The organism is Leptolyngbya boryana PCC 6306, assembly GCF_000353285.1.
In the GTDB taxonomy this organism is placed as follows: Bacteria; Cyanobacteriota; Cyanobacteriia; order Leptolyngbyales; family Leptolyngbyaceae; genus Leptolyngbya; species Leptolyngbya boryana.
Window position 1 is genome coordinate 1,733,837 of record NZ_KB731324.1, and the last position, 20,506, is coordinate 1,754,342.

The following is a 20,506-nucleotide window of genomic DNA, read 5'->3' on the forward strand; positions in this document are numbered from 1 at the left end:
CTATAGAATTGCCCTTTATCCTTGTGCGTATCGGAATCGACCATGCAGCCACCTATTCCCCCAGCTACTGTTTTACAAAGTCGCTATCGGATTCTCAGCGTGTTGGGACAGGGAGGGTTTGGTCGCACCTATCTTGCCGAAGATCAAGGACGATTTAACGAAGCTTGTGCGATTAAAGAATTAACGCCGCCTCAAGATAATCCTTACGCGCTAGAGAAATCCAAAGAATTATTTCAGCGCGAAGCCCAAACGCTTTACCAAATTCAGCATCCTCAGATTCCGCAGTTTCGTGCGACGTTTGAGCAGGATCAGCGATTTTTTATTGTGCAAGATTATGTCGAAGGGCAAACCTATCGATCGCTGTTAGATGAACGCAAATCGCGCGGGTATGTTTTTTCAGAAGCAGAAGTCACGCAGCTTGTGAAGCAGGTTTTACCTGTGTTGGCATATATTCACGGCAAAGGGATTATTCACCGAGATATTGCGCCGGACAATATCATTCTGCGTGATCACGATAAGCTGCCCGTCTTGATCGATTTTGGCGTGGTCAAAGATCTTGCGACTCGCATTCAGGCACAAGATACGGTCAAACAGCATACGACGGTTGGCAAGCTCGGCTATGCTCCGACCGAACAAATGCAGACGGGTCGAGCCTACCCGAATAGCGATTTATATGCGTTGGCAGTCACCGCTGTTGTTTTACTCACGGGACGCGAACCGCAGGATCTCTTCGACGAAAATACGATGACTTGGCGTTGGCAGCGATTCGTCAATTTAGAGCCAACGTTTGGACAGGTGCTGAATCGAATGCTGAGTTATCGAGTCAGCGATCGCTATCAATCTGCAACCGAAGTCTTGCAAGTTCTACAAAGTCCGGCAACGATGGCTCCGCTGCCAGCGACCCCTCCGCCCACTCAGGCGCAGCCACCGACGAATGTCTCTAGAGCAGAAACCTTGGCAGTGGGTCGGCGCGATAGTACGACGGTTGCGCCGACGAGTTTGCAAAATCGCAATGATCCTTCGATTCCATCGAGAAGTTCGCTTTGGGATGATCCGTGGGCGGTGCTTGCGATCGGAACTGGGCTAGTGCTGCTGACAGGACTGGGAGCTTGGACTATCACCCGTGCTTTGATGACTCCTGCCCCGATCGCGTCTCCGACTCCAATCCCAACGACTCCGTCTCCAAGTCCAACTAAAACTGCGACTCCAAAACCTTCTCCGACTACAACTCCGAGTCCTGATCCGGTCACGTATAGTCAGCGACTTGATTTTGTTCAAGGTGCAGCGACTCGCAGTGGAACATTAAAATCGAATGAGACTCTCAATTTTATTGTTCCCGCTAATCAAGGGCAGCAGTTGAATGCAAGTTTGGGCGGTGGAGAAGGTGTGCTATTAAGCGTTTTAGCCCCGAATCGCGATCCAGTCGATAGTGCATCAAATCGTGTCTCGAATTGGGCAGGAGAACTCCCGTTTACGGGGGATTACATCATTCAATTGAGAACCGTAAAAGGGATTCCTAAGAGCGATTTCAAGCTCAACGTCAATCTGCAAACGCCAGCCCCTAGCCCTTCACCGTCTCCCTCTCCAACGGCAAGTCCAAGCATTGTGGAAGCCGTGATTGAAATTCCACAAGGTCAGACTGGAACGAAGGTGAGTGAAAGAGTCGATGCCCTCACGACTCGTCGCTATCTCATCAATGTTCGTGCTAAGCAATCTTTAGCCTTGACCCTTACTCCGGGGACACGATTTACGGTACGGTATCCAGATGGTAGCCCGGTTGAAGATGCAACGAATTTACAGCGATGGAGTGCGATTGTACCGAAAGGCGGAAGCTATCAAGTTGATGTGACGAGTGATGCTCCAGCGGAGTTCACGCTGACTGTTGATGTCCAAGGATAACGAATTGTGAATGCACTCTTGATCACCGGAACCGATACGGATGCCGGGAAAACGGTACTGACGACTGCTTTAATTGCATATTGGCAAAAGTATTGTCGATCGCGATCGCTCGGCGTCATGAAACCTTTGCAGACGGGAATCGGCGATCGCGAAACGTATGGTCAGTTATTTCAGTTAGATCAGCCACCAGAATTGCTGAATCCGCTGCATTTTACAGCGCCGCTTGCCCCTCCGATCGCGGCGGATCTAGAAGGCAGGCAGGTTCAGCTTGAGCCAGTTTGGCAGGCGTTTGAGACGTTGCGAAGTCAGCGAGATTTTGTCCTGGTTGAAGCGTTGGGTGGATTAGGTTCGCCCGTGACGCACAGTACAACCGTGGCAGATTGGGCGTGGGATTGGCATTTACCTGCGGTGCTGGTTGTTCCGGTGAAGTTGGGAGCGATCGGGCAAGCGGTGGCGAATGTGGCTTTGGCGCGTCAAATGAAGGTGCATCTGCGCGGAATTGTGCTGAACTGTATTCGATCGACTTCGATCGAAGAAATCGAGAATTGGGCATCGGTGAGCTTGATTCAGCGATTAACAGGACTGCCTGTGCTGGGGTTGATTCCGCATTTAGCTGATCCAACCGATGTTGAGAAGCTAGCTCAGATTGCAGCAGATTTGGATTTGGAGCGATTGATACCGGAAGCGCTTTAGTAAAACTGCTAGTCAACTGTATTAATTTTGCGGAGTGGGAAGATAGGGAGCAATCTGAGCCTGCGTTCTCCCCATCTCCTCACCTACTATCGCTGTCTCCAAGGAATCAATACATCTTTAGCAATATGAGTCGAGACGGCATGAGCACCATAGCGATTGAGGTGACTGGGGTCAGAAAAGAAATCTGGCGTATTTTTCCAGTTTTCTAGTAGGTCGCGATAGGTAAAGCCGAGTTCCCCAGACAGTCGCATCAGATATTCTTGGAACTCTTTTTCACGATCGCGGCGATACGGATCAAGATAGTTCTCTGTTAGAGGCAGATTGAGCACGACTAAGGGAATGTTTTGGCTCTTAGTGTACTGAGCGAGTGATCGTAACGCCTGATCCTGTTCTCCGAGCAAGTTGAAGTTCGCATAATCAGCATCACTATCGCCTGAGACTCGTGAATACTTTTGATAGTAAGTCACTGGATTGAAGCGATTGGAAATCGGCAGGAAGCCATTGATATCAATTAAGCCTTGTCCATCTTGAGCGATCGTCAATTCAGGGTCAATCTCATCCGAAGTCGGAGCTTGCTCAAATCCAAAACTTAAGCCACGCTTGAGCAGTCCTTGTAACTTATTGCGCTGACTCCAAACCGTTGAAAATTGCCCGACTTGGCGAAGCAAATGATCATTGAACGATTGATAGCTATCGCTCACTGTCATATTAGTTCGATTCAGAGTCTCTAAAGGTTTCGTGAACGCTTCAGTGGGTGTAGCAGCTGTGTTTGTACTCACTTCAGGCAGCTTGCGGAATCCCGGAGAAGACACGATCGCTTTATAAGTCGCATCCGGACGACCACTGTTGAACGCTCGCAGTCCATCGGCAAGTAAGATCAGCTTCGGTTGTTTTTCGTTGGCAAGGATGCGCCGCACAATCAGGTCAACCACTTGAACCGTGGCTCCATTGATACCGAAATTGAACACTCGCATACCCGCGTAGCCTTGAGTCGCCAAGGTCTGTTCTAAAACCGCTGGATCGATGCCCCGCATCGCACGCGAACTCCCCACGATCAAGACATCCGGCGCACCGTTTTGATTGACATACTGACGGTAGAGCACGAGTTTTTCATCGAGCTGACCCGCATTGAATGTGGGATAAGGAGAACGAGCAGTGTCGATCGCTGCTTTTGGCTTCAAGGGAGAGGCAAGAAGCGCGGTTGATCCTTGACCCGGAGCGATCAACGTCTGTCCAGATTGCGTAAATCCAGCCGCTCCCAGTTCTCCAAATCCAGTCGTTTTTTGCAGCGAGAGTTGGGGGAGAGGCATCTGTTCAGAGGTGAGCGGTGCAGGAGAGGCTGTTGGAGCGGGTTTTGAGGCAAACAGAGGTTTCGCATATTGTCCCAGGAGCCAATCTGCTTGCACCGTAAGCAGAATGCCTAAAACACTCCAAACAATCGCCGCTTTTGCTTCATTTGGAACCGCAGATTGAGTCGCGCGGGCAGTATTGGGAGCGGTGTCAGACGCGATCGTAAAAATCCGAGTTCGAGCCAATGCGCCCTGGATTGCTTCTACAATGCGATCGCCCCAAGTCGCGTCGGCTTCGTCAAACTCGGGAACCGTTAACGCGCCTGGCTCTTTTGTCAGTAAATCGCCGACATAGGCATCAGAGGCAGCAAATTCGGGAGTCGCTTCTGGAATAAAGCGAGCCTGCTCACGGCTGACGAAGTCGATGCCATAGCTCCAGATTGGGCGTTTTTGACCGGATCTGCGCCCGTAAACTCGCACGCCTTGCACATCAGAGAGACGGAGATTGTGAATGTATTTGGCAACTTTCACTCCAACTTGGCTTTGAGACGGACAGACTGGCGCATCGGTCATGATGTGCAATAAGTCCTCTTTTTGGCGAATTTGCAGGCGAATTCCACCCGTTGCGAGTTGGGTATCGAGATTGGGATTGAGTTGGCGAGTCAGCAGAAATGCGATCGCGCTTAAATCGCCTTGCTGCGCGAGTTGTCGAGTGGATTCAGCGAGGGCTGGATGTTCTGCGGCGGGAAGATTAATCCATTGCACCCAAACCGGAGAATCAGGAATCGAAAGCTGAGGAATGGGATTCGCTGTACCCTGCAAGCCATAAACCGCAACGGCTTGAATGCCTTGGGGTGCGATCGTTTCGAGCAAAGGCGCGATCGCGGCTAACACTCGCCCTCGCTCCGGTGCCTGTTCTCGCTGAGCCGTGACATGCAGCGTGATGTCCATCAGGGTTGCTGTAATCTCAACGCCCTGATCGCGAACTGCGGCATTCATCAATCGCGTCAGCGCCTCGATATCGCCCCAGCGCGCCCAATCTTTGAGCATTTCTTGAGGAGGAGTCAAATCGACTCGCAACACCCATTCTGGGTCACTCTCGCCCTTAACACGGCTAAAGACGATCGCATCTCGAAATCCGTCGAGTTCCAAGTCCCGCAGTTTTTGTGCGATCGATTCGGTCATCAAAGACGTATCGGGACTGTATGCGGATTCGCAGACGACCCACAGCCGATTCAGCAAGGCTTGTGGTGTGAGCGAAGCGGTACTGCTTAATACAGAAGCCAGATTTGCAATTTGAGGCAGTCCTGTGTCGTCGGGGAGTGCCGCAGATTTGACGCTGGCTCGAACAGCGACTCCCAATGCACTTAAAGCTTCACTGAGATACCGCGCAATTGCATCGGGTCTCCCACGTTTTGCCAAGCCCAGATTCGCAAGTTCGATGGCAACGGTCGCTTCAGCTTTACTCTGAGGATCGTCGAGTTTTTCTAAATAGCGATCGATCTGCGCGACATGAATCACTTCTGCCCACTGAGGACGCGGTTCTCCGATGCAGCGACCATAGAGCACGACTTGATAAATCGTGGGCTGAGTTGGAGGCAGCAGCGTTTCCAGTGAAGTTTGGGAAAGCGCGCGCACGAGTTGTGCAAAAATCAGCGATCGCTTTGGGCAATCGCGACTTTCTGCGAGAATATACAAATTGTTTCCCCGCAGGCGAGCTTGCAAATGCAGATGAGGAATCCCAATGACGCGATGCAGCCACGGGAGCAAGGGCAATTTAGAGCCAACCGATGACGATGATGAAGAGAGTGTACGGTGTGATCGATTCCCCATCCGACTTTTAATTCCTTATCTCAACTTGCTGCATTTAAGCTTAACTTTTGATTTCGACACGCTTTTTTTGGTTATTGTGAGCACAAATGGCACCCAGTGCATAGCAACATCCGTAACTTTCACAATTTCCGTTTTGCAAATCTTGACCTCATCGTTGAAGTTAGCCGATCTTGTCACCACTGTCGATTTTTCTCTCCCTGTATTCTTAGACACTCTGAGAGAATTGACAATGCTGAAGCCGAATACACAATGTTGGGAACAAGATTGTTACGCTAAATACTGGTTTACTGGACTATTGGAACCTACAATCTATGAAACCTCAGTCTGATCGCGTTTTAGGCTTGCTTGATCCGGATGTTGTATTGGGTTTGGCAACAATTCCGGTGTTAGTGGTATTGGTGGGAGGGAGTGCGATCGCGCAAACCCTACAAGACCTTGGCACGATTAGCGAAGAATTATTTCGCGGCGATCGCTTGCCGCATCTAGATTTGGACGATCGTTCTTAGCCTTGTCTCCCCAAATCTGCCTCATCTCCCCTAAAATTGTTGAACCTCTCTGGATTGATACTGTATGAGTTCGAGCCGACCCTCTTCTTCTGACGAATCATTTGCCAGCCTTGCCACTTCTGCGGACGCAATCGGTGAGGATGTGAGTGCGTTGATGTCCGATTTATTTTTGCGCCATCGGCTAAGAATTGTTGAGGATCTCTGGGAGGCGGTGCTGCAACAAGAATGCGGGCAGGAACTCGTCGATCTGTTGAATCAGTTGAGGCGGATGTGTTCGCCAGAAGGGCAGGCAACGACCTTTACTGAATCAGACGTGCTGCAAGTGGTGGAGAATCTGGATCTCAATGAGGCGATCCGGGCAGCGCGGGCGTTTGCGCTTTATTTTCAGTTGATCAATATCGTCGAGCAGCATTACGAGCAGCGCGATCAGCAGTTGCAGTATCGGATGGCACGGGAAGGACAGGTTGAAGAAGTGCCAAAACCGTCGTCACCCAGTAGTTATGCCACAGAAGAAGAAGCGGGACGACCAGAAGCGGATTTCCTAGAGCGGAGTCTGCATGAAGCGGCGTCTCGTCGAGAAATTGGCACGTTTCACTGGTTGTTTCCTCGTTTGAAGCAGCTGAATGTGCCGCCTCAACAGATTCAACGGTTGATTCAGCAGTTGGATGTATCGCTGGTGTTTACGGCGCATCCGACCGAGATTGTCCGGCATACGATTCGGGATAAACAGCGACGGATCGCGAAGATTTTGCGGCAGTTGGATAGTGTTGAAGATAGTTTGAAAGCGATCGGGCTTTCCTCATCTTGGGAAACAGAGTCGCTCCGAGATCAGTTAACCGAGGAGATTCGCCTCTGGTGGCGCACTGATGAACTGCACCAATTTAAGCCGACTGTGCTCGATGAAGTGGATCATGCACTGCATTACTTCAGAGAGGTAATTTTTGAGGCGATTCCGCATTTGTATACGCGATTAGAGCAAGCGGTGCATCAGTCGTTCCCGCGCATGGAAATGCCGAGTCGCAATTTCTGTCAGTTTGGATCTTGGGTGGGCGCCGATCGTGATGGCAATCCTTCGGTCACGCCGCAAGTCACCTGGCAAACAGCATGTTATCAGCGCCGCATCGTTTTAGAGCGCTATGTGCAATCGGTTCAGTGTTTGACCGATTTACTGAGTTTGTCGCTGCACTGGAGTGATGTCTTGCCCGATTTGCTGGAGTCTTTAGAGCAAGATCAGCAACGCATGCCGGATGTGTACGATCGCTTATCGATTCGATTCCGCCAAGAGCCGTATCGATTAAAGCTTGCCTACATTCAGAAGCGCCTAGAAAATACGCTCGATCGCAATCACATTCTCTACAGCGGAGATGGCTTGCAGCAAGAAATGCCTGAATTTGACGAAGCAACGCTTTATCGATCGGGCGAAGATTTCTTAGCAGAGTTGCGACTGATTCAAAGCAATCTAGCTGCGACTGGATTAAGCTGTCGGGACTTAGAGCATTTGATTTGCCAAGTCGAAATCTTTGGCTTCTGTTTGGCGCATCTTGATATTCGCCAAGAAAGCCCTCGCCATTCGGAAACGATGAACGAGATTGTCGAATATTTGCAAGTGCTGCCGAAAGCTTATAACGACATGAGCGAAGCAGAGCGCTGTGAATGGTTGACCAGAGAACTCCAGACTCGAAGACCTTTGATTCCGACGGAGATGCCATTTTCGGAGCGCACCCGCGAAACGATTTCGACGTTCCGGATGGTTCGCAAGCTTCAGCAAGAATTTGGTCTGGAAATTTGCCGGACTTACATCATCAGCATGAGCCATGATGTCAGTGATTTGCTAGAAGTGCTGCTGTTTGCCAAAGAAGCCGGACTGTATGATCCCGTCACAGGGCTAGGAACGATTCAAGTCGTACCGTTGTTTGAAACGGTTGAGGATTTACAGAAAGCGCCTGGAATTATGAAACAGGTGTTTGCTCAGCCGTTCTACAAGGCGTTGATTGCGGGGGGCTTTGACGCGATCGATAAAGGAACGGCTTTGCAGGAAGTGATGCTTGGCTACTCTGATAGTAATAAAGACTCTGGATTTCTCAGTAGTAACTGGGAGATTCATAAAGCTCAGCAAGCGTTGCAAAGAATTGCCGATGAACATGGTGTGGCATTGCGGATCTTCCACGGTCGTGGCGGGTCGGTCGGTCGCGGCGGTGGACCTGCATATGAGGCAATTTTGGCGCAGCCTGGACATAGCGTGAATGGTCGCATCAAGATTACCGAACAAGGTGAAGTACTCGCATCGAAGTATTCTTTGCCCGAGCTTGCGTTGTATAACCTTGAGACGGTGACGACTGCGGTGATTCAAGGCAGTTTGTTGCAGAACAAGTTCGATGAGATTGCACCGTGGCAGCAAATTATGGAAGAATTGGCAGCGCGATCGCGCACGCACTATCGTCAACTGATCTATGAGCAAGCCGATTTTATTGATTTCTTCCATCAGGTGACTCCGATCGAGGAGATTAGCCAGTTGCAGATTAGTTCTCGTCCGGCTCGTCGCGGCGGAAAGAAAGATTTAGCAAGTCTGCGGGCAATTCCTTGGGTCTTTAGCTGGACTCAGAGCCGATTTTTACTGCCGTCCTGGTATGGAGTCGGAACGGCGTTGAATGCGTTTCTAGATGAAGCACCCGAGAAGCATATGCAGCTATTGCGGCATTTTTACTACAAATGGCCGTTCTTCAAAATGGCCATTTCTCGGGTGGAGATGACCTTATCGAAGGTCGATTTGCAGATTGCAGGACACTATGTTCAAGAACTGACTCAAGCTGAGGATCGCGAGCGATTTGCGCCTGTGTTTGAGCAGATTCGACAAGAGTATTTCTTGACGCGTGAGCTTGTTCTGAAAATTACGGGACACAATCGCTTACTAGATGGTGATCCGGAACTTCAGCGATCAGTACAGTTGCGCAATGGAACGATCGTACCGTTGGGATTCTTGCAAGTGTCATTGTTGAAGCGACTGCGGCAGCATAAGACTCTGGCGGCTTCTGGAGTTGTGCGATCGCGCTACAGCAAGGGTGAATTGCTTAGAGGCGCATTGTTGACGATTAACGGTATTGCTGCAGGAATGCGGAATACGGGTTGATGACTGGGCGAAAGAAGACGACATATTCTGAGAATCAAGAGATTCTGTTACCATCAAAGCATTGAGATTGGAAGTGTTTATGACACCGGCAATTGTTGCTGAAATGGCTCCTCTGCAAGCAAATGAAGACGGCGTAATTCTCGTCGGAAAGACTCGTGTAACCTTAGATACTGTAGTCGCTGTCTTTAACCAGGGTGTAACAGCCGAGGAAATCGCTCATCGGTATCCGTCGTTAAATTTGGCTGATATCTATGCCACAATTGCCTACTATCTTAAACACCAGTCGGAAGTGGATGCTTATCTCCAACAACGGCGGCAGCGATCGCAGGAGATTCGGAAAATGAATCAAGCAGTATTTGACCCACAAGGATTGCGCGATCGCCTGCTTGCCCGCAAACCTGCACAGGAAGCATGCTGAAGTTTCTAGCTGACGAGAATTTCGATAATACGATCGTTCGAGGATTGTTTCGGCGTAATCCAACACTTGATATTACTCGTGTGCAGGATGTTGGGTTGTCAGGTAAAGATGATCCAACCGTTTTGGAGTGGGCAGCACAAGAAGGGCGTATTTTACTCACTCACGATGTCGCTACGATTACTCGCTATGCCTACGATCGGGTTAAGGAAGGTCAGCCGATGCCAGGGGTAATTGAAATCAGCACAGATGCACCGATCGGACAGGTCATTGAAGATGTTCTTGTTCTAGTAGAGTGTGGTCAGGATGGAGAGTTAGAAGGGCAAGTTCAGTATCTTCCGTGGTGAGAAAACAATCAGAGATGTCTTGCAGCGATCTCATGTATCGCTCTTTTCAGGTCTAAAACATATCGACAACTGCTGGAAGCGTTACTCTCTAGCAGCTTTTTTATTGACAAGATAGGGATTTAAACGCAAGATCTGATGACTTGCATTTTGTACTACTAAACTATGGCAAAGGCATCCGTCTGGAGTCTGATTTCTGCTATTGTTCTATTCTTTTTTTCGCTACAAATTCCGGTTCGGGCTGAATCGCTACAATCTTTTGAGAGTGAGATTGAATCTAGTGCAAAGGTTGAAATTGCTAGGATTCGCTCTGGCGTATTGCCGGGTGTCGTGATTGGAGGACACTACGACGGATTGCTGAAGATGCGACAACAGCGATATGTTGCAACCGAGCGCTTAGAGGAGCAATTAGAAACCTCGGTTCGAGACTTATTAGAGGATGAACTGAGTCAAGCCGGATTTGATGTCATGCGATCGCATCCTCAATCTCTGTTTGCAGATTTAGTTGCATCTTCAGAACCCGGACGATTCTTAATCGGTGGAACGATTACGAAGGTCAATCTCAATTCTTATAGTTCGTTTTTTAAGGAATACACGCACGACGATCGCAGGGTGCGTTGGGAGTTGTTCGATCGAGATTTAAATAAAGTGGTGTACCGTCAAGAAATTGCTGGAAGTGCTGAAGCAGAGGGAATTGATAATCCAGCAGCAACTTATGAAGCGATTCGAGCCAGTTTTAGAAGCTTACTGGCTGAGCCTCGCGTTGTTGCAATCCTCAATCGCCCGATCGAAGAAACTCCGAGTCAGGCGTATAAAATTGCAGCGATCGCGGCTCCGAGTCGTTCATCCTTGACCCTAGAGCAACTCGTCGGGCAGACCATTCCTTCGATCGTGCAAATTCGCACCCCAAACGGACGAGGCAGCGGATTTCTGCTCGACTCGTCTGGACTGATTATGACCAATCAACACGTTGTTGGGTCTGCATTTTCCGTCAAAGTCAAACTTTACGATGGCAATATCGTGAACGGGCGAGTGTTAAGGCGTGATTCTGTGGCAGATGCAGCGTTGGTGAAATTGGAAGGGGATATCAGCGAAGTGACTGGCTTACCGATTTGTCATACTGATCGCGTGCGAGTCGGACAATCCGTTGTCGCGATCGGCAATCCGTTATCTTTTTCCAATTCCGTCACTCAAGGGATTGTAAGTGGGTTTCGGCGCAATGCTTCTCGGAGTTTGATTCAAACGGATACGGCGGTCAATCCGGGGAATAGTGGCGGACCTTTACTCAATCGAGACGGCAAAGTGATTGGGATTGTGACTGAGAAGATTGCGAGTGAAGGGATTGAAGGGTTAGGATTTGCGTTACCGATCGGGGAAGTTTTACAACGATTGAATGTCTCGATCGATTCTCCTGCCAATTCAGAACTGGATACTTGCGGTAATCCACTACTGAGTTACAAATGAAAATCGAAGAGTCTTATAGCGGGTTGACAAAACGCTTGAACATCATCTTGGCTGCGTTTCTGTCCCGCACCGGATTCAAAACCCGGTGCTAACAATGCGAACTCCCTCAAGGGACTCCCGAACCCAACCAATTGCTCAGGGATACAGTCTCTTCAGAGACTTTGTCTAATAAGCACGGGGTTTCAACCTCGTGCGGGGCAATGCGATCTCGATGTCATCAGCATTTTTGATTCTGGAATTACTCTAAAATCACATCTATATAAAAATGCAGAGGAACACGGTTGAATCCCTCTGCAACATTGATGTGTAAGCATTGAGCATGTCTTTAATCGTGCAAGATATCAAGCGCGATCGACAGTACCCACACAGCTACTATTCCATTCCAAACACTTGATCAAAAACCTTCTCGACCTTGTAACCTGAATCGATCGATTCCATCGGATCTTTCCGCAGACGGTGACGCAGACACAGAGGCGCAATTCGACGAATCTCATCCACGGTGACTTCAGTTCGTCCTTCTAATGCTGCCAAAGCCTTTGCTGCACGGTTGGTCACGATGTCTCCGCGCAATCCATCGACATCGAGTTCCGAACACATCTGAGAGATTTTGACGCGCAAATCGTAGTCGATCGCAATCTGTTTCAAGCGCTCCTGAGCATCGACAATTTGCTTCTGCAGATCCTTCTGCTGTGGCTCATATTTTTCTAAGAACGGCATCGGATCTTGGTCAAACTCTGTCCGTTGCTCCACAATTTGAACTCGCAATGCAGGTTCCTTCACGGTGCGAATCTCAGCATGCATCCCAAATCGATCAAGCAATTGCGGACGCAGTTCCCCTTCTTCTGGGTTGCCTGAGCCTACTAGAACAAATCGCGCTGGATGTCGAATCGAAATCCCTTCCCGCTCGACCGTATTCCATCCCGATGCTGCCGAATCGAGCAGCACATCGACGAGGTGATCATCGAGCAAATTGACTTCATCGACATAGAGAATGCCGCGATTTGCCTTTGCCAACAATCCCGGTTCAAAAGCTTTAACCCCTTCGGAGAGGGCTTTCTCGATATCGATCGTGCCGCAGACGCGATCTTCTGTCGCTCCCAAAGGCAGATCGACCATCATAACTTTCTTCTTCACCACAGGCACATCCGCACCCTGGTCGATCATCTGCCGCACCGTATCGCCCATTAATTCGATATCGTTTGGATGACTGTTGAAGGGATCATCTGCCACGACATCAATTTCTGGCAACAAGTCAGCCAGTGCCCGAATCGTCGTTGATTTACCAGTTCCACGATCGCCCATAATCATCACCCCGCCAATTTTCGGGTCAATGATGTTGAGCAGGAGAGCAAGCTTCATTTCTTCTTGCCCGACGATCGCAGTGAAAGGAAACACCGCACGCCGACGGGCGGGAACTGCGGTGGATCGTCCGTTTTGTGAAGTTGTTTCTGTCGTAAAGGTCACGGGAAGTCCTGAAAAAGTTAAGGCTATTTTTAAGTCGCGTTACTTATTGTGACACGGATTGTGACCTGAAATAGGCAGGGGAGCCTGCGATCGTAAATCAAGGTTTTATTCTGAATCGAGTTTGAATTGGTGAAGTAAAATTTGGATCAACGGGGAAAATCGTTGGAGGCACGTCGGGTTATGTCTAGTTTGAAACAAGTGGATGTGTCAAAGCTCACCGAGTCAGATATCGAGATGCTGGCGGCTCGGCTGGAAAAAGATGACTATACAGATGCATTTGAAGGGCTGAACGATTGGCATTTGCTCAGAGCGATCGCGTTTCAGCGCCCTGAATTAGTAGAGCCTTACCTTTATCTCTTAGATTTAGAAGCGTTTGACGAATCGTGAGATCCGATTCAATCATTTTCCTGTCACCTGCAACATTCCGAGTGCTCTTCAAACCAAGCGACCTGGAGTGTTGCAGGCTCTGAGTCTCGCAGTTTAGCGGGTTAAAAACATTTGCAGTAATCCACCCACGACATTGATCAAGCTCTGACCAAAGTTGTTGCCTCGACGTTGTTGATCAGGTGGATTCTTTAAGCCTTGTGCGAGTGCGACTGCTGATTTTGCATTCGCCGCATCCCCTTGCCGATCAAACAAAGCCGCAGCTTGTTCCGAGTCTTGAATGGCTCCTTTTTGATCACCCAACTCTAAGCGTGCCATTGCGCGCCCAATCAAAGCAGGCGCAGAATCCGGTTTCCGCACTAAGGCTTGATTGAAATTTGCGATCGCGGTTTCATACTGTCGCCGTTTCCCAGCTTCCATTGCCATTTGATAGAACATTTCTGCATTCCCGGCTGAAGTCGGTAAGCCAACGGCTCCGTGAATGGCTGCCGTTTCGATTTGAGTGCCTGTTAAATCTGCTCCCACTAAATACGATCGCGTTAAATCTGCCCCTTGAATATTCGCATTCGTCAACTTTGCGCCTGCGAGATTTGCGCCACTCAGGGAAGCGCCTGCGAGATTGGCGTTGGTTAAGTCTGCGCCCGCGAGATTCGCTTGACTGAGATTTGCGCCCGCGAGATTTGCGCCCGCGAGATTTGCCCCAGACAATTGAGCCAACACTAACCCGGCGCTACTGAGTTCGCAATTTGCACATTGCCGAGTCGAAAGTAATTGCCGAACGTGATCAATATTTTCAGCCTGAACGGGTAATGCAATCCCCAATGAGAAAACTGCTGCGATCGTCGTCAAATGAGTCCGGGTCATATGCAGGGAACGGGTAGGGTGATCAGGAAAACACTTCATATTACTTTCTGGTGACAGTTGTGGCACGATCGATATTCAGTACGATCGACAAGCGCGAGTATTCCCGATTTGGTTCTCGATATGCCTAAGAAACAAAAATTTCCGTATCTCGTCGGATCGAAATGGACTGCTCAGCAAGAAACCTGGGGCTGGCGGCACTTTCAAGTTGTAAACCGCAAAAATCAGGGAGCCTGGGTATTTGCAGAAATGGTCGCCGCCTGCGATCCAGCCGTTCGGTTTTGGATGAATGCCAAACTGCTCAAAGACCGATCGCAATGGCAAGCAGGCTGGAAATCGCTGCATGAAGTCGAAGAAGGATAGGGATGTGGGGAGTAGGGAGTGAAATTTCACCCCGCTCCTCAGGGCTAATTTGTTGAAGACAAGATAAATGCCTGCGGATACTGCGGTTGTCAGGCAGGCATTGTCAGCGTTCAATTAAGCTCATCATCCAGGAAAAGTAAACAACAGCATTTTCATTTTCCTCTTCTCTAACCATATGAAACAGCCCTGCCAGAATGGGGATCTCGAAGCAACACCCGTTTATCGGCAATGCTCGGCAATTTTCATTCATTGTAAAACTGGATGCAAGCAGTAGAATTTATGCCTGGTCCAGCCTTGAAATCCAGTTCTGTGTCATTTTCAAGCCCAAAGGGGAAGTCAGATTGTAGTGCAAGGGCGTGATCGTAATGTAATTCTCCCGATTTGCCTGCACATCGGTCGGAACATCATTCGGAATATCCGGATCGTCTACGTCTTCAAGCAATTCGCCTGAAAGCCAGTAGTAAATTTTTCCTCTGGGATCAACCCGCTTCTCAAACACATCCGTATAGCGTCTCACGCCTTGTCGCGTGATGATTGCCCCTTTAATTTCATCTCGCTCGATCGCAGGCACATTCACATTCAATAACGTCAACTCTGGCAATGGATCTTTCTCCAACTGTCGCACCAAGGTACAAGCAAAATCCGCCGCAGTCTGAAATTCTCGCGATTGAAAACTGGTTAAACTCAGTGCAATTCCCGGAATGCCTTCAATTACACCTTCCATCGCCGCAGAAACCGTTCCCGAATACAGCACATCTGTGCCCAGATTCGAGCCGTGATTAATTCCTGACAACACCAAATCCGGTGGTGTTTCCAACAGCGCCCAAATCGCCAATTTTACGCAGTCTGAAGGGGTTCCTGAACAAGCCCATGCCTTAATGTTGGGATGAAAAAGATGGCTCATTTCTTGAACTCGCAGCGGATCGTGCAACGTTAAGCCGTGCCCCGTTGCCGATCGCTCTCGATCAGGACACACCACCGTCACCTCATGTCCTGCTTCTGCCAACGCATTCGCTAGAGTTTGAATCCCTAGCGCGTAAACACCATCATCGTTACTAACCAGGAGTTTCATGTAATCCACTACAATAAACAAGTTCGCAGTTCATTGTGACGCGAATTAAGGATTTATGAACTACTGAACTATGGCGGCACAAACCCAGGAACTCGAAGCCCAATTAGATACCATTCGCCAGGAAGCGACTCAAGCGATCGCGCAAGCTGATTCTCTCGATCAGCTTGAACAGTTGCGCGTCAAATACATGGGAAAAAAAGGTCCCATTCCCCAAGTGCTCGGCGGGATGGGCAAACTCGACCCCGCCGAGCGCCCGAAAATCGGGGCACGAGCCAATGAGGTCAAAGAAGCGATTCAGGTCGAACTCGATCGCCAAAAAACCGCGCTGCAAGCGGCTGCGATCGCGGCTCAATTAGCTTCAGAAACGATCGATGTGACGATGCCCGGAGTGGGAAGACCGCAAGGGCGGATGCATCCGTTAAATAGCACGATCGATCAGGTTCTCGATATTTTCGTTGGACTCGGCTACACAGTCGCCGAAGGTCCCGAAATGGAGACGGACTATTACAATTTCGAGGCGTTGAACTTCTTGCCCGATCATCCGGCGCGAGATATGCAAGATACGCTGTATCTCCCGGATGGCAATCTGCTGAGAACTCACACTTCGCCTGTACAGATTCGCTACATGGAAGCGAATGATCCACCAATTCGAGTAGCGGTTCCAGGCAAGACATATCGCCGCGATACAGTCGATGCGACACATTCGGCTGTGTTTCACCAGATCGAGATTTTGGCAGTCGATGAAGGACTGACGTTTACCGATCTCAAAGGAACCATCAAAGTGTTCTTGCAAGAGCTATTTGGAGATGTCGAAATTCGATTCCGTCCAAGTTTCTTCCCCTTCACAGAGCCATCTGCGGAAGTCGATGTGCAATGGAAAGGTCGCTGGTTGGAAATTCTCGGTTGTGGAATGGTGGATCCCAATGTTCTTAAAGCCGTGGGATACGATCCGGAGATCTACACCGGATTTGCTGCCGGATTTGGGGTGGAACGGTTGGCAATGGTGTTGCACCAAATCGATGATATTCGTCGGTTGTACAATAGCGATTTGCGGTTTTTGAAGCAGTTTTAAATTGCACAACATTCTCGCTAAAAACGCCCTTGATCGTTAAAAATCGAGGGCGTTTGAGGTATTTGAGAAGGTAGAAACGAGCGCCCTGTAAGAAGCCCTTTGCGATCGTCATGAGTTTCTGTTCACTTGAAAGTCTCTACGCTTCGTTGTCATTCCGCTAGTTTTCTTCGTTAGGAAACTCTTCTTCAAGGATTTGATCAATATCTCGCATTCCGGACAGAACACGGAGAACTTCGATTCGCTCAAGTCGAATTCTATACACGATCACATAAGCTGTTCGACCAAGTTTTGGAGTTATTAATTCGCGAGTGCCTTCAACTCGTCCAGGTTTTCCAAGGTTTGGGAATGTAGATAATCTGTTGATAGCTTGAGCTAACTGATTTCCGATTTGTTGGGCTGTATCTGGAGTATCAACTGCAATATAAGACCGAATTTCAGCTAAATCTAGGACAGCGACTGAAAGATACGTTACGCGCATGGAGTCGGCTTCTCGTTGTCTGTTCCCCAAGAGTTGAGCCATGCCTCGACAGCTTCACCTTCGACCCAAACTGCTCGATCGCTCTCTGCAAGGTCAACTGCTGCTTCAATTTGCTGAATTTGTTGAGATTGGGTTTCGACATAGGTTGTGATCGCTTGCGTCACTAGCCAAGACTGACTTCGATTTGTGCTTGTCGCAAGTGCTTCGAGCTTTTGTTTGATCTCGATCGGTAATTGAACTGTGACAGTTTCACTCTGCGACATAAGATGTTCTCAGCAGTAAGGTCGTATCCATATTTTATATGGCTTATCAATAGAACATCTCGGACGAATGTTTTTGCTTCGCTCCCAATGTTAAATTCTCCACTCTGAGAGACTTTGACTAGGAAATGCCCTCCAATTCAAAGAACTTCTCCCATTCAAAATCTCTCAAGTTTGGGGGATTTGGGGGACACGATCCGCCGAAAACGCAGCCTGCCCTTATTCGATCGCAATACCTGTCGCAACCTTCGTCACTTCGGGCGCAACGACTCCAGGTTTCCTCGCAATCAGGTACTTACTCATAAAATGCACCTGTTCTGAAACTTCGCCAAACCCTGCCTCTTTCAATCGCGCCACCAAATCATCGGTCATGTAATGGCGGTAATAAGGCTCATGGAACGTCTCAGGAAACCCTTCCATTGCAGGAGCGAGTTCCGGCGAATCGCTCATCTGAATCGAATCACAGATGATAAATGTTCCACCAGGTTTCACCACTCGAAATGCTTCATTGATCACATTCTGACGCGCTTGGGGCGGCAATTCGTGGAATAAAAACACACTCGTCACCGCATGGAAATAGTTATCTAAGTAAGGTAATTCTTCCGCATTTCCTTGCACTAACTGGGGCAAAGTTCCCTCGAACTGAGACAGCAACTGATTTGCTTTTCTCAAATAGGCAGCCGACAAATCCACTCCATACAAAGAAGCCTTCGGCAGCATTCCTCGAATGTTTCTCAAAGTCCGCCCTGTGCCACAAGCAACGTCTAGCACTTTAATCTGCGAAGGTAGAACATCACTGAATGCCTTCAATCCTTCCTTCAATGGAGCTAAAATCCGGCGACGCATCGGATCAGCCGTGCCATTAAACAGAATTTCAACCTGCAAATCGTAGAGATTGGCAGAAGTATCGGTTAAATACCCATTCGTCTGATGATGGAAATTTTGCACATAGTAGCTTGGTAAGCCTTCTGTCTCAACTCCTGCATCAAACTCTTGATATCGCTTCGCATTCACGCGCTGCCACATTTCCGGCATATCAAACCACATCACCGGATAGTAGCGGAAAAAATCTTCCCAAGGATTATCAAAGACAAGACTCGCTGGATAAACGCCTTTTTCGACATCCTGCCAATCCGCTTCGAGAACTTCAGCCATTCGTTTTTGAATGGTTTGAATCAATTCTAGAGAGAGCGGCTTTGCCTTTCTTTTTTGTTCAATCGAGGGCGGTGCGACAAGATTCAAGACTTGGGTACTAACAGCTTTATGCATCAACCCAAAGTAACTTTTGCCTTGCTGAAACGTCTGATACGCCAACTTTGTTAATGTATCGGGCATGATTTGTGTGAGACGACACTCTAAGACTATTGTCTAATTGTAACGAACTCTTAAGAGCGAAATAGTCTGTAATCAGTTAGATTTCGAGAAAAAAGCGATCGAGCCAATTAGCTCGATCGCTCCTTTTCAATTCAGCTTTCAACTCAGCAAATTAGCAATCGTAGTAGAGCATAAACTCATACGGATGCGGGCGAATGCTCATCGGAATTACTTCGCGATCGAGCTTGTAGCTAATCCAGCTTTCAATGAAGTCTTCAGTGAACACGCCACCTGTGGTCAGGTACTCATGATCCGATTCCAAGTTCTTCAGCGCTTCTGCCAAAGATCCAGGAGTCGAAGGTACTTTCGCCAACTCTTCAGGGCTGAGTTCGTAGATGTCTACATCCAAAGGAGAACCCGGATCGATTTGGTTCTTAATTCCATCAATCCCTGCACAGAGCATCGCGGCAAATGCCAAGTAGGGGTTCGAGGTTGCATCAGGACAACGGAACTCTAAGCGTTTTGCTTTCGGGTTCGTGCCAGACAACGGAATCCGCACCGAAGCAGAACGGTTCCCTTGCGAGTATGCCAAGTTCACCGGAGCTTCAAAGCCTGGAACCAAGCGCTTGTAGGAGTTCGTGGTCGGATTCGTAAACGCCAACAGAGAAGGCGCATGCTTCAGAATTCCGCCGATGTACCACAGCGCATTTTGGCTCAATCCAGCGTACAGATCGCCCGCAAAGGTGGGTTCGCCATTGTTCCAAATCGATTGGTGACAGTGCATCCCCGAACCGTTATCCCCAAAGACCGGCTTAGGCATGAACGTAATCGACTTGCCATACTTGCGACCGACGTTTTTGATCACATATTTGTACGTCATCAACCAGTCAGCCGCTTGAATCAGGGTTCCGAACCGGAAGCCTAATTCGCACTGACCGCCAGTTGCCACTTCATGGTGATGTTTCTCGATCGGCACGCCGCACTTTTGCATCGTCAGCAGCATTTCCGATCGCATATCTTGCGACGTATCGGTCGGTGCAACCGGGAAATACCCTTCCTTGTTGCGAGGCTTGTACGCCAAGTTTCCACCCGGTTCTTGACGACCAGAATTCCAAATCCCTTCTACGCTATCAACGTGATAGTAACCTTCGTGCTGGTTTTGGTCATAACGGACATCATCAAAAATGAAGAACTCCGCTTCAGGTCCGAAGAACGCCGTATCGCCTAACCCCGTAGATTTCAAATAATCCACAGCTTTTTGAGCGATCGAGCGAGGATCACGGCTGTAGGGCTGACCCGTACGCGGCTCTTGAATCGAGCAAATCATGCTCAGCGTTGGATGCTCCATAAATGGATCGATCCAGGCAGTATCCGGATCGGGAACCATCGCCATATCGGATTCATTGATCGATTTCCAACCCCGAATACTCGATCCGTCAAACGGAACGCCATCGGTAAAGCTGCTTTCGTCAATTTGGCTCTTATGCAGGGTGAGATGTTGCCAAATCCCTGGCGTATCGATGAATTTGAGATCAATCAATTCGATATTCTCGTCATTGATCTTCGCCAAGATCTCTTGTGGGGTCGCCATGAAATACTCCTAGTAAATCGCGTAGCTTGCTCAACGCTGAGCGCGGAATTGAATCAGATCGCCTCAAGCAAATCTGT

18 protein-coding genes are annotated in these 20,506 nt (G+C 49.0%); 10 read left to right on the forward strand and 8 right to left on the reverse strand.

Going from position 1 to position 20,506, the window contains the following annotated elements:
• The first annotated feature begins 42 nt into the window (after positions 1–42).
• Complete coding sequence (locus LEPBO_RS0108600) at positions 43–1,899, forward strand: serine/threonine-protein kinase (RefSeq protein ID WP_017287148.1); 1,857 nt, start codon at positions 43–45, stop codon at positions 1,897–1,899.
• 6 nt (positions 1,900–1,905) lie between these two features.
• Positions 1,906–2,592, forward strand: a complete 687-nt coding sequence (gene bioD, locus LEPBO_RS0108605; protein WP_017287149.1) for a dethiobiotin synthase — start codon at positions 1,906–1,908, stop codon at positions 2,590–2,592.
• An 86-nt stretch (positions 2,593–2,678) separates the two neighbouring features.
• On the opposite strand, the gene LEPBO_RS0108610 is transcribed toward bioD, so the two are convergent.
• Positions 2,679–5,657 (reverse strand): hypothetical protein, encoded by a 2,979-nt coding sequence (locus LEPBO_RS0108610; RefSeq protein ID WP_026148508.1) that lies wholly within the window; start codon positions 5,655–5,657, stop codon positions 2,679–2,681.
• Between the two features lie 368 nt (positions 5,658–6,025).
• On the opposite strand from LEPBO_RS0108610, the gene LEPBO_RS0108615 reads away from it, so the two are divergent.
• The 5 genes from LEPBO_RS0108615 to LEPBO_RS39885 all read left to right on the forward strand — a co-directional run bounded on the left by LEPBO_RS0108615 (position 6,026) and on the right by LEPBO_RS39885 (position 11,570).
• Positions 6,026–6,220, forward strand: coding sequence for a hypothetical protein (locus LEPBO_RS0108615; protein ID WP_017287151.1), 195 nt, complete (start codon positions 6,026–6,028; stop codon positions 6,218–6,220).
• Positions 6,221–6,284: 64 nt separating this feature from the next.
• Positions 6,285–9,347, forward strand: coding sequence for a phosphoenolpyruvate carboxylase (gene ppc, locus LEPBO_RS0108620; protein WP_017287152.1), 3,063 nt, complete (start codon positions 6,285–6,287; stop codon positions 9,345–9,347).
• A gap of 79 nt (positions 9,348–9,426) precedes the next feature.
• On the forward strand, positions 9,427–9,765 hold the full coding sequence (locus LEPBO_RS0108625) for a DUF433 domain-containing protein (protein WP_017287153.1): 339 nt from the start codon (positions 9,427–9,429) through the stop codon (positions 9,763–9,765).
• Positions 9,759–10,109: a DUF5615 family PIN-like protein gene (locus tag LEPBO_RS0108630; RefSeq protein WP_017287154.1), complete on the forward strand. Its 351-nt coding sequence runs from the start codon at positions 9,759–9,761 to the stop codon at positions 10,107–10,109. The genes LEPBO_RS0108625 and LEPBO_RS0108630 overlap by 7 nt, the downstream gene beginning before the upstream one ends.
• Positions 10,110–10,271: 162 nt before the next feature.
• The gene (locus LEPBO_RS39885) at positions 10,272–11,570 is read left to right on the forward strand and encodes a S1C family serine protease (protein WP_017287155.1); all 1,299 of its coding nucleotides are present in this window, start codon (positions 10,272–10,274) and stop codon (positions 11,568–11,570) included.
• A gap of 372 nt (positions 11,571–11,942) precedes the next feature.
• Here LEPBO_RS39885 and bchI read toward each other — a convergent pair whose 3' ends face one another.
• On the reverse strand, positions 11,943–13,034 hold the full coding sequence (gene bchI / locus LEPBO_RS0108640) for a magnesium chelatase ATPase subunit I (RefSeq protein WP_017287156.1): 1,092 nt from the start codon (positions 13,032–13,034) through the stop codon (positions 11,943–11,945).
• A gap of 180 nt (positions 13,035–13,214) precedes the next feature.
• On the opposite strand from bchI, the gene isiD reads away from it, so the two are divergent.
• Entirely contained in the window at positions 13,215–13,421 is a 207-nt protein-coding gene (gene isiD / locus LEPBO_RS0108645) for a protein IsiD (protein WP_017287157.1), read from the forward strand.
• Positions 13,422–13,514: 93 nt separating this feature from the next.
• Here the strand turns inward: isiD and LEPBO_RS0108650 are convergent, their stop codons facing one another.
• On the reverse strand, positions 13,515–14,282 hold the full coding sequence (locus LEPBO_RS0108650; protein WP_017287158.1) for a pentapeptide repeat-containing protein: 768 nt from the start codon (positions 14,280–14,282) through the stop codon (positions 13,515–13,517).
• Positions 14,283–14,402: 120 nt separating this feature from the next.
• Here LEPBO_RS0108650 and LEPBO_RS0108655 point away from each other — a divergent pair, with 120 nt between their 5' ends.
• On the forward strand, positions 14,403–14,642 hold the full coding sequence (locus tag LEPBO_RS0108655) for a TIGR02450 family Trp-rich protein (RefSeq protein WP_017287159.1): 240 nt from the start codon (positions 14,403–14,405) through the stop codon (positions 14,640–14,642).
• Positions 14,643–14,919: 277 nt separating this feature from the next.
• On the opposite strand, the gene surE is transcribed toward LEPBO_RS0108655, so the two are convergent.
• Entirely contained in the window at positions 14,920–15,714 is a 795-nt protein-coding gene (gene surE, locus LEPBO_RS0108660; RefSeq protein WP_017287160.1) for a 5'/3'-nucleotidase SurE, read from the reverse strand.
• A 70-nt stretch (positions 15,715–15,784) separates the two neighbouring features.
• Between surE and pheS the strand changes: the two genes are divergently transcribed.
• On the forward strand, positions 15,785–16,786 hold the full coding sequence (pheS, locus tag LEPBO_RS0108665; protein WP_017287161.1) for a phenylalanine--tRNA ligase subunit alpha: 1,002 nt from the start codon (positions 15,785–15,787) through the stop codon (positions 16,784–16,786).
• 157 nt (positions 16,787–16,943) lie between these two features.
• Here the strand turns inward: pheS and LEPBO_RS36520 are convergent, their stop codons facing one another.
• The 4 genes from LEPBO_RS36520 to glnA all read right to left on the reverse strand — a co-directional run bounded on the left by LEPBO_RS36520 (position 16,944) and on the right by glnA (position 20,429).
• Entirely contained in the window at positions 16,944–17,264 is a 321-nt protein-coding gene (locus LEPBO_RS36520; RefSeq protein ID WP_017287162.1) for a type II toxin-antitoxin system RelE/ParE family toxin, read from the reverse strand.
• Complete coding sequence (locus LEPBO_RS0108675) at positions 17,255–17,527, reverse strand: CopG family ribbon-helix-helix protein (protein ID WP_017287163.1); 273 nt, start codon at positions 17,525–17,527, stop codon at positions 17,255–17,257. Before LEPBO_RS0108675 ends, LEPBO_RS36520 begins: the two co-directional genes overlap by 10 nt.
• A 216-nt stretch (positions 17,528–17,743) precedes the next feature.
• Positions 17,744–18,859, reverse strand: a complete 1,116-nt coding sequence (locus LEPBO_RS0108680) for a class I SAM-dependent methyltransferase (RefSeq protein ID WP_017287164.1) — start codon at positions 18,857–18,859, stop codon at positions 17,744–17,746.
• 151 nt (positions 18,860–19,010) lie between these two features.
• Positions 19,011–20,429, reverse strand: coding sequence for a type I glutamate--ammonia ligase (gene glnA / locus LEPBO_RS0108685; protein WP_017287165.1), 1,419 nt, complete (start codon positions 20,427–20,429; stop codon positions 19,011–19,013).
• Positions 20,430–20,506 lie beyond the last annotated feature (77 nt).

What these genes read in the sequence shown, in the direction of transcription:
- LEPBO_RS0108600 (WP_017287148.1), top strand. Translation starts at nt 43, where the DNA reads ATGCAGCCACCTATTCCCCCAGCTACTGTTTTACAAAGTCGCTATCGG.
- LEPBO_RS0108615 (WP_017287151.1), top strand. Translation starts at nt 6,026, where the DNA reads ATGAAACCTCAGTCTGATCGCGTTTTAGGCTTGCTTGATCCGGATGTT.
- ppc (WP_017287152.1), top strand. Translation starts at nt 6,285, where the DNA reads ATGAGTTCGAGCCGACCCTCTTCTTCTGACGAATCATTTGCCAGCCTT.
- LEPBO_RS0108625 (WP_017287153.1), top strand. Translation starts at nt 9,427, where the DNA reads ATGACACCGGCAATTGTTGCTGAAATGGCTCCTCTGCAAGCAAATGAA.
- LEPBO_RS0108630 (WP_017287154.1), top strand. Translation starts at nt 9,759, where the DNA reads ATGCTGAAGTTTCTAGCTGACGAGAATTTCGATAATACGATCGTTCGA.
- LEPBO_RS39885 (WP_017287155.1), top strand. Translation starts at nt 10,272, where the DNA reads ATGGCAAAGGCATCCGTCTGGAGTCTGATTTCTGCTATTGTTCTATTC.
- isiD (WP_017287157.1), top strand. Translation starts at nt 13,215, where the DNA reads ATGTCTAGTTTGAAACAAGTGGATGTGTCAAAGCTCACCGAGTCAGAT.
- LEPBO_RS0108650 (WP_017287158.1), bottom strand. Translation starts at nt 14,282, where the DNA reads ATGACCCGGACTCATTTGACGACGATCGCAGCAGTTTTCTCATTGGGG.
- LEPBO_RS0108655 (WP_017287159.1), top strand. Translation starts at nt 14,403, where the DNA reads ATGCCTAAGAAACAAAAATTTCCGTATCTCGTCGGATCGAAATGGACT.
- surE (WP_017287160.1), bottom strand. Translation starts at nt 15,714, where the DNA reads ATGAAACTCCTGGTTAGTAACGATGATGGTGTTTACGCGCTAGGGATT.
- pheS (WP_017287161.1), top strand. Translation starts at nt 15,785, where the DNA reads ATGGCGGCACAAACCCAGGAACTCGAAGCCCAATTAGATACCATTCGC.
- LEPBO_RS36520 (WP_017287162.1), bottom strand. Translation starts at nt 17,264, where the DNA reads ATGCGCGTAACGTATCTTTCAGTCGCTGTCCTAGATTTAGCTGAAATT.
- LEPBO_RS0108675 (WP_017287163.1), bottom strand. Translation starts at nt 17,527, where the DNA reads ATGTCGCAGAGTGAAACTGTCACAGTTCAATTACCGATCGAGATCAAA.
- LEPBO_RS0108680 (WP_017287164.1), bottom strand. Translation starts at nt 18,859, where the DNA reads ATGCCCGATACATTAACAAAGTTGGCGTATCAGACGTTTCAGCAAGGC.
- glnA (WP_017287165.1), bottom strand. Translation starts at nt 20,429, where the DNA reads ATGGCGACCCCACAAGAGATCTTGGCGAAGATCAATGACGAGAATATC.